The sequence below is a fragment of the Arenimonas sp. genome, assembly GCF_019459675.1.
In the GTDB taxonomy this organism is placed as follows: Bacteria; Pseudomonadota; Gammaproteobacteria; order Xanthomonadales; family Xanthomonadaceae; genus Arenimonas.
In genome coordinates, this window is the sequence record NZ_JAIBFH010000431.1 from 1 (window position 1) to 7,198 (window position 7,198).

General features: G+C 67.5%; 9 protein-coding genes and 1 pseudogene. 9 read left to right on the plus strand and 1 reads right to left on the minus strand.

Translation table 11 applies throughout. The features are described from left to right. Window positions 1-308, plus strand: a pseudogene (locus tag K0M70_RS14185) (SCO family protein); the annotation flags it as partial. Between the two features lie 20 nt (window positions 309-328). Here the strand turns inward: K0M70_RS14185 and K0M70_RS14190 are convergent. Beyond that, entirely contained in the window at window positions 329-523 is a 195-nt protein-coding gene (locus K0M70_RS14190) for a hypothetical protein (protein WP_290783037.1), read from the minus strand. 249 nt (window positions 524-772) lie between these two features. On the opposite strand from K0M70_RS14190, the gene ccoN reads away from it, so the two are divergent. The 8 genes from ccoN to K0M70_RS14230 form a co-directional block, all read left to right on the plus strand. Then, window positions 773-2,221, plus strand: coding sequence for a cytochrome-c oxidase, cbb3-type subunit I (gene ccoN / locus K0M70_RS14195; protein WP_290783039.1), 1,449 nt, complete (start codon window positions 773-775; stop codon window positions 2,219-2,221). Window positions 2,222-2,231: 10 nt separating this feature from the next. Further along, entirely contained in the window at window positions 2,232-2,837 is a 606-nt protein-coding gene (gene ccoO / locus K0M70_RS14200) for a cytochrome-c oxidase, cbb3-type subunit II (RefSeq protein WP_290783041.1), read from the plus strand. A gap of 4 nt (window positions 2,838-2,841) precedes the next feature. Then, window positions 2,842-2,982, plus strand: a complete 141-nt coding sequence (locus tag K0M70_RS14205; RefSeq protein ID WP_290783042.1) for a cbb3-type cytochrome c oxidase subunit 3 — start codon at window positions 2,842-2,844, stop codon at window positions 2,980-2,982. After that, a complete protein-coding gene (gene ccoP, locus K0M70_RS14210; RefSeq protein ID WP_290783043.1) occupies window positions 2,979-3,896 on the plus strand; it encodes a cytochrome-c oxidase, cbb3-type subunit III in 918 nt (305 codons plus the stop codon). The genes K0M70_RS14205 and ccoP overlap by 4 nt, the downstream gene beginning before the upstream one ends. Beyond that, complete coding sequence (locus tag K0M70_RS14215) at window positions 3,893-4,189, plus strand: hypothetical protein (protein ID WP_290783044.1); 297 nt, start codon at window positions 3,893-3,895, stop codon at window positions 4,187-4,189. The genes ccoP and K0M70_RS14215 overlap by 4 nt, the downstream gene beginning before the upstream one ends. A 6-nt stretch (window positions 4,190-4,195) precedes the next feature. Further along, complete coding sequence (locus K0M70_RS14220) at window positions 4,196-5,752, plus strand: 4Fe-4S dicluster domain-containing protein (protein WP_290783046.1); 1,557 nt, start codon at window positions 4,196-4,198, stop codon at window positions 5,750-5,752. A gap of 53 nt (window positions 5,753-5,805) precedes the next feature. Next, complete coding sequence (locus tag K0M70_RS14225; protein ID WP_290783048.1) at window positions 5,806-6,252, plus strand: FixH family protein; 447 nt, start codon at window positions 5,806-5,808, stop codon at window positions 6,250-6,252. Further along, window positions 6,249-7,198, plus strand: a 950-nt coding sequence (locus tag K0M70_RS14230; protein WP_290783049.1) for a heavy metal translocating P-type ATPase metal-binding domain-containing protein, incomplete at its 3' end; no start/stop codon positions are given. The genes K0M70_RS14225 and K0M70_RS14230, both read left to right, overlap by 4 nt.

Genomic DNA, 7,198 nt, shown 5'->3' on the forward strand with positions numbered 1-7,198 from the left:
GCATGGACCCGGCGCGCGACGACACCGCCGCGCTGGCCTCGGTGGCCCGCAAGCGCAAGCTTGATCCGGCGCGCTGGGCGCTGGCCCGCACCGATGCCGCCAATGTCCGCAGCGTGGCGGCCCTGCTGGGCGTGCGCTACCGGGCGCTGGCCGAGGGCGAGTTCAACCACACCAGCGCGCTGGTGCTGCTGGACCACCAGGGCCGCGTCCTGGCCCGCACCGAGCGCCTGGGCCCGGTGCCCGACCCGGCGTTCCTGGCCGCAGTGAAGGCGGCGCTGGCCGGCAGCACCGGCAAGCCGGCGCAATAGGCCGGGCCCGGCCCGGGTCCTCAGCGCGCGCGGGCCTTGATCATGGCGTCGGCGTACTCGTAAGCCTGCTTGGCCATGCCGTCCATGTCGGCACGGGGCACCCCGGCCAGCTTGGGGCCGGCGATCAGTGCCGCCAGTGCATGGGCGGCGAACATATCGCGCGTGGCGGCGGTATCGGCCGCGGTGGGGGCATCGGGTTTGGCAGTGGCGTTCATGGGGGCATCCGTTGGTGGGCTGGGACTTGGGCACACACGCTAGCTTGAGGTGGCGTAGGGGCGCGTGACAGTGCCCCGGCAACACGCTGGGCGCGCCAGCGCACACACCAGAACTGCCACCGCGAGTATGGTGCACGGTGGCCCCGCTGGCCGGCCGCGGCAAGGCCAGCGTTAACGCAATTGACATGGGTCAAGCGGGCCACCGGGCCGGCTGGCCATACTTGGCGGCAAGCAATCAGGGGCGCTCAGATGACGCTGGACAACAAGACGGAAACTTACAACGACAAGGTCGTACTGCAATTTGCAGTGATGACCGTGGCCTGGGGCGTGGTGGGCATGCTGGTGGGGGTCATCATCGCCGCCCAGCTGTACTGGCCCTCCCTGAACTTCGACATTCCCTGGCTGCAGTTCGGGCGCCTGCGTCCCCTGCACACCAATGCCGTCATCTTCGCCTTCGGCGGCTGCGCGCTGATCTCCACCAGCCTCTACGTGGTGCAGCGCACCTGCCACGTGCGCCTGGTGTTCGACAAGCTGGCCGCCTTCGTGTTCTGGGGCTGGCAGCTGGTGATCCTGGCCGCGGCCATCTCGCTGCCGCTGGGCTACACCCAGGGCAAGGAGTACGCCGAGCTGGCCTGGCCGATCGACATCCTGATCACCCTGGTCTGGGTCGCCTACGGCGTCATCTTCTTCGGCACCATCATGAAGCGCCGGGTGAAGCACATCTTCGTGGCCAACTGGTTCTATGGCGCCTTCATCATCGCGGTGGCGCTGCTGCACATCGTCAACTCGCTGGCCATCCCGGCCGGCATGATGCACAGCTACCCGATCTACTCGGGCGCCGTGGATGCGATGGTGCAGTGGTGGTACGGCCACAACGCGGTGGGCTTCTTCCTGACCGCCGGCTTCCTGGGAATGATGTATTACTTCGTCCCGCGCCGCGCCAACCGCCCGATCTACAGCTACCGCCTGTCCATCGTGCACTTCTGGGCGCTGATCGCCATCTACATGTGGGCCGGCCCGCACCACCTGCACTACACGGCCCTGCCCGACTGGGTTCAGTCGGTGGGCATGGTGTTCTCGCTGATCCTGCTGGCGCCCTCGTGGGGCGGCGCGATCAACGGCGTGATGACGCTCTCGGGCGCCTGGCACAAGCTGCGCACCGACCCGATCATCAAGTTCATGATCGTGGCCATCTCGTTCTACATGATGAGCACCTTCGAAGGTCCGATGATGTCCATCAAGACCGTGAACGCGCTCAGCCACTACACCGACTGGACCATCGGCCACGTGCACTCCGGTGCGCTGGGCTGGGTGGCCATGATCTCCATCGGCTCGATCTACATGGTGATCCCGCGCTGCCTGGGCCTGAAGGACATGGCTTCGATGAAGCTCATTGACCTGCACTTCTGGGTGCACACCATCGGCGTGGTGCTGTATGCCGCCTCGATGTGGGTCGCCGGCATCGGCCAGGGCCTGATGGCACGCGCCAGCAACGCCGACGGCACGCTCACCTACGCCTTCGCCGAGATCGTCAAGTTCAACTATCCCTATTACCTGATCCGCTTCCTGGGCGGCGTGCTGGTGATCGTGGGCATGGTGCTCATGGTGATCAACGTGGTGCGCACTTTCCAGCAGGCCAAGGGCCTGGTGGATACGCCGGTGCTGATCCCGGCCGACCCTGCCGCCAGCCACGCCTGAGGACCCCGACATGAGCCACGAGAAAATCGAAACCAACATCGGCTGGATGGCGCTGCTGATTGCCGTCGTCATCTCCTTCGGCGGCCTGGCCGAAATCGTCCCGCTGATGTACCAGGCCGAGACGGTGAAGCCGCTGCCGGGCGTGAAGCCCTACCCCGCCCTGCAGCTTGCCGGGCGCGACATCTACATCCGCGAGGGCTGCTACAACTGCCACTCGCAGATGGTGCGCACGCTGCGGCACGAAACCGAGCGCTATGGCCACTACTCGCTGGCCGGCGAATCGGTCTACGACCGTCCGTTCCAGTGGGGCAGCAAGCGCACCGGCCCGGACCTGGCGCGCATCGGCGGCCGCTATTCCGACGATTGGCACCGCGTGCACCTGATCAACCCGCGTGACGTGGTGCCGGTGTCGAACATGCCCGGCTACCCGTTCCTGGCCGAGGCTGCGGTGAATCCTGTCGCCGTGGCGCGCAACATGCGCGCCCTGCAGACGCTGGGCGACCCCTACACCGACGAAGAGATCGAAAACTCCGCCGCCGATGTGGCCGGAAAGACCGAACTCGACGCGCTCATCGCCTACCTCCAGGCGCTGGGCAAGAACGCACCGAAGGGGTGAACACATGACCACCGGCATTTTCACGGTCATCGCCCTCGTCGCCTTCATCGGCGGCGTGGCGTGGGCCTACAGCAAGCGCCGCGCGCCCGAGTTCGACGCCGCCGCCCGCATTCCCCTTGAAGACCAGAGCGAGAACATTCCATGACCACCGGCTGGTCCCTCTACGTCATCTTCCTGGTCGTGCTGAACATCGCGGCCACCACCTGGCTGCTGTGGTGGACGGCGCGCAAGCGCAAGTCCGACGGCAACACCACCGAAACCACCGGCCACGTCTGGGACGGCGACCTCACCGAGTACAACAAGCCGCTGCCGAAGTGGTGGATCATCCTGTTTTACCTGACCATCCTCTACTCCATCGGCTACCTGATCTGGTACCCGGGCCTGGGCAACTTCGCCGGCACCTCTGGCTGGAGTTCGGCCAAGGAACATGACGCCGAAAAGGCCGAGGCCGATGCCCGTCTTGCACAGGCCTATGGCCGCTTCGACGGCATGCCCATCGACCAGATCGCCAAGGACCCCGAAGCGCTGGCCTTTGGTTCGCGCCTGTTCGCCAACCACTGCGCCATGTGCCACGGCTCCGACGCACGCGGTGCGAAGGGCTTCCCCAACCTGGTCGACAACGACTGGCAGTGGGGCGGATCGCCCGATGAAATCCTCACCAGCATCCTGCAGGGCCGCCAGGCCGCCATGCCGCCGCTGGAGGCGGTGCTGGGGGGCAGCGTCGGCGTCACCGAGGTGTCGGCGTATGTGCAGAGCCTTTCGGGCATGAAGACCGATCCGGCCCTGGCCGCCGCCGGCCAGGCCCGTTTCGCGGTCTGCGCCGCCTGCCACGGCCCGGAGGGCAAGGGCAACCCGGCCCTGGGCGCGCCCAACCTCACCGACGACATCTGGCTCTACGCCAGCGACTTCGAAACCATCGGCACCGGTATCCGGATGGGCCGCAACGGCATGATGCCGGCACATGAACCAATCATCGGCGAGACCCGCACCCGGATCGCGGCGGCCTACGTCTGGTCGCTGTCGCACGGTGACAAGGCCGCGGCGGCGCCGACACCATGAGGGTCGAGGCCGAGTCGCGATTCGACCATCCGCCGCGCCCGTTGGCGCAGCGGGTGGGCGCGATACTCTGGCCGAGCTTCTTCGCGGCGGGCGTGGCGACCATGGTGTTCTTCGCCTTCGTCGACCCGCTGATGCTGCGCGACTTCACCTTCCCGCAGTTCGACATCAGCCGGGGCTTTGGCTACACGATCGGGTTCTTCATGTTCTGGGCCTGCACGGCCAGCAGCAGCCTGTTCACCTGGATACTCCTGCGTCCTGCGAGTCGTTTCAACAAGCCGCTGGCGAAGGATTAAACGGTAATGGCAGGCAAGATCCCGGTCGAACTGCTGGAAGAAGAGGTCGGCCTCTACGTTTCCGAGCGCAAGGTCTATCCGCGCGAACAGGACGGCCGCTTCCAGCGCCTGCGCAAGGCCGCCGTCATCTGGCTGCTGGGCATGTACTACGCCTTCGCCTGGCTGCAGTGGGACGACCGCCAGGCGGTGCTGTTCGACCTGCCGGCGCGCAAGTTCTACGTCTTCGGCCTGAGCTTCTGGCCGCAGGACTTCTTCTACCTCGCGCTGCTGCTGATCATGGCCGGCCTGACGCTGTTCTTCTTCACCGCCCTGGCCGGGCGCCTCTGGTGCGGCTATGCCTGCCCGCAGACGGTGTGGACGGAAGTGTTCATCTGGATGGAGCGCTGGACCGAGGGCGACCGCAACAAGCGCATGAAGCTGGACGCCGCGCCGTGGAGCCGCGACAAGGTCATCCGCAAGGGCTCCAAACACTTCCTGTGGCTGGTGTTCGCGCTTTGGACCGGCTTCACCTTCGTTGGCTACTTCACGCCCATCCGCGACCTTGCCGCGCGCCTGTCGCCTTTTGAATGGGGCGGGTGGGAAGTGTTCTGGGTGCTGTTCTATTCGCTGGCCACCTGGGGCAATGCCGGAGTGCTGCGCGAACAGGTGTGCAAGTACATGTGCCCGTATGCGCGCTTCCAGAGCGCCATGTTCGACCGCAACACCCTGATCATCGCCTACGACCCGATGCGCGGCGAACCCCGCGGTGCGCGCAAGAAGAACCAGCTGTCCAGCGTGCTCGAACGTGCCCGCGGCCTGCTGGGCATGGACGTGGCCACCAGCGCCGTGGTGCACGCCGCACAGCACCGCAGCGCCGCCGACCTGAAGATGGGCGCCCGCGCCACCACCGGCCTGGTGGTGGACGTGCAGAGCGGCCTGCCGCCGCCGCCCTTGGTCACCAGGCCCGAGGACCTGGGCGACTGCATCGACTGCACCATCTGCGTGCAGGTATGCCCGACCGGCATCGACATCCGCAATGGCCTGCAGTACGAGTGCATCGCCTGCGGCGCCTGCGTGGACGCCTGTGATTCGGTGATGGACAAGATGGGCTACCCGCGCGGCCTGATCCGCAACACCACGCAGAATGCGCTGGACGGCCAGCCGTCGAAGATCCTGCGGCCGCGTATCCTGGTGTACGGCACCCTGCTTCTGTGCCTGTTGCTGGGATCGGCGCTGGGCATCGCCACCCGCACCCCGCTGCTGGTGGACGCCACGCGCGACCGCAATGCGCTGTACCGGGTGGCCCAGGACGGCAGCGTGGAAAACGCCTACATGCTGCGCATCGTCAACAAGGACATGAAGCCGCACGTGTACACCATCTCCGTGATCGGCCCGCCCGGGGTCACCCTGGTGGAGTCCGGCGCCACCCATCCGGCGGACGCCGAGCAGGTGCTCACCGTGGGTGTCACCCTGGCGGCACCCGCCGGGCTGGCCAAGGGCCGGATGGACGTACGCTTCCTGGTGACCAGCGAAGACGGCAAGATCAAGGTAGAAGAGGAGACGCGGTTCTTCGGGCCGCTGTGATGACACAGGAAAAACCCCAAGGGCAATGGCGCCGCAATCCGGTGGCCTGGCTGATGATCATCATCCCCGCGTGCACCGTGGTGGCCGGTTTCTGGACCCTGTGGCTGGCGGCCAGCGAAAGCGGCGTGGATACCAACCCCGACACCGTGCGCCGCACCGCGCAGATCCAGGTCAGTTCGCTTGAACCCGACGAGAACGCCGCGCGGCAGGGGCTGCGGGGACGCGTGGTGATCGAAGCCGGATCGGTGCTGGTGGAAGTGATGCCCTCCGCGGGCACGGTCGCTCCACAGCTGCAGTTGGTGCATCCGATCGAGAACAGCCTCGATATCGCGGTTGACCTCAGGCCCGATCCGCGCGGCTGGCGCGGCGACGTGGCGCTGGCCGGCAAGCAGGCCTGGCACCTGCGCGTGGTGGCTGCCGACGGCAGCTGGCGCCTGGTGGGCCGCTATCGCCCCGGCGACACGCAAGTGCAGCTGGAGCCCGCGGTTTCGACCCGATGAACGCAGGGGTCGGCGCGGTCTGTTTCCACTGCGGCGATGCCCTGCCCGACTCGCCGCCCACCGTCACCCTGGAAGGCGTTACGCACCCGGTTTGCTGCCATGGCTGCGGCGCGGCCGCGCAGTGGATCCGCGACGCGGGCCTGGGCGACTACTACCGCCTGCGCTCCGACGCCGACGGTGCGCGCGTTGTCGCCGACGCCGGCGACTTCCTGAGCTGGGACCGCGCCGACATCCAGTCCGGCCACGTGCTGTCCACGCCGCAGGGCAACGAGATCACCGTGGTGGTGGAAGGCATGCACTGCGCGGCCTGCGCCTGGCTGATCGACCGCGCGCTGCTGCGCGAACCGGGCGTACTTGAAGTGGGGGCCAATGCCATCACGGGACGCGTGCGGCTGGGCTGGGACCCGGCGCGCACCCCGCTTTCACAGCTGCTGGTGCGCCTGGCCGCGCTGGGCTACCGCCCGCACCTGGCGCAGGGCGAGGCCGCCGAGCGCGAGCGCCGCCGCGAGCGCAACCGCATGATCGCCCGCCTCGGCGTGGCGGCGCTGGGCGCCCCGCAGGCCATGATGTTCGCCGAGGCGCTTTACCTCGACACCGCCGGCGAGATGTCGGTGCCCACGCGGGATTTCTTCCGCTGGATCACCTTCCTGGTGTCCACGCCGGTGGTGTTCTTCTCGGGCTGGCCGTTCATCGCGGGCATGGTGAACGAACTGCGAAACCGGCAGCCCGCGATGGACACCCTGGTGGCCAGCTCGGTGCTGCTGGCCTACTTCGCCAGCCTGGTGGAGACCCTGCGCGGGGGCACGCACGTCTGGTTCGACGCCGCGGTGATGTTCGTGCTGTTCCTGCTGGCGGCGCGTTTCCTCGAGCAGATGGCGCGGCGCCAGGCCAGCGCGCGCCTGGACACGCTGGCGCGGGCGCAGCCGGCGCTGGCCTGGCGCATCAC

Bases quoted from the DNA above. Each gene is read 5' to 3' on its own strand.
- K0M70_RS14215 (WP_290783044.1), top strand. From the start codon at position 3,893: ATGAGGGTCGAGGCCGAGTCGCGATTCGACCATCCGCCGCGCCCGTTG.
- K0M70_RS14225 (WP_290783048.1), top strand. From the start codon at position 5,806: ATGATCATCATCCCCGCGTGCACCGTGGTGGCCGGTTTCTGGACCCTG.
- K0M70_RS14220 (WP_290783046.1), top strand. From the start codon at position 4,196: ATGGCAGGCAAGATCCCGGTCGAACTGCTGGAAGAAGAGGTCGGCCTC.
- K0M70_RS14190 (WP_290783037.1), bottom strand. From the start codon at position 523: ATGAACGCCACTGCCAAACCCGATGCCCCCACCGCGGCCGATACCGCC.
- ccoP (WP_290783043.1), top strand. From the start codon at position 2,979: ATGACCACCGGCTGGTCCCTCTACGTCATCTTCCTGGTCGTGCTGAAC.
- K0M70_RS14205 (WP_290783042.1), top strand. From the start codon at position 2,842: ATGACCACCGGCATTTTCACGGTCATCGCCCTCGTCGCCTTCATCGGC.
- ccoO (WP_290783041.1), top strand. From the start codon at position 2,232: ATGAGCCACGAGAAAATCGAAACCAACATCGGCTGGATGGCGCTGCTG.
- ccoN (WP_290783039.1), top strand. From the start codon at position 773: ATGACGCTGGACAACAAGACGGAAACTTACAACGACAAGGTCGTACTG.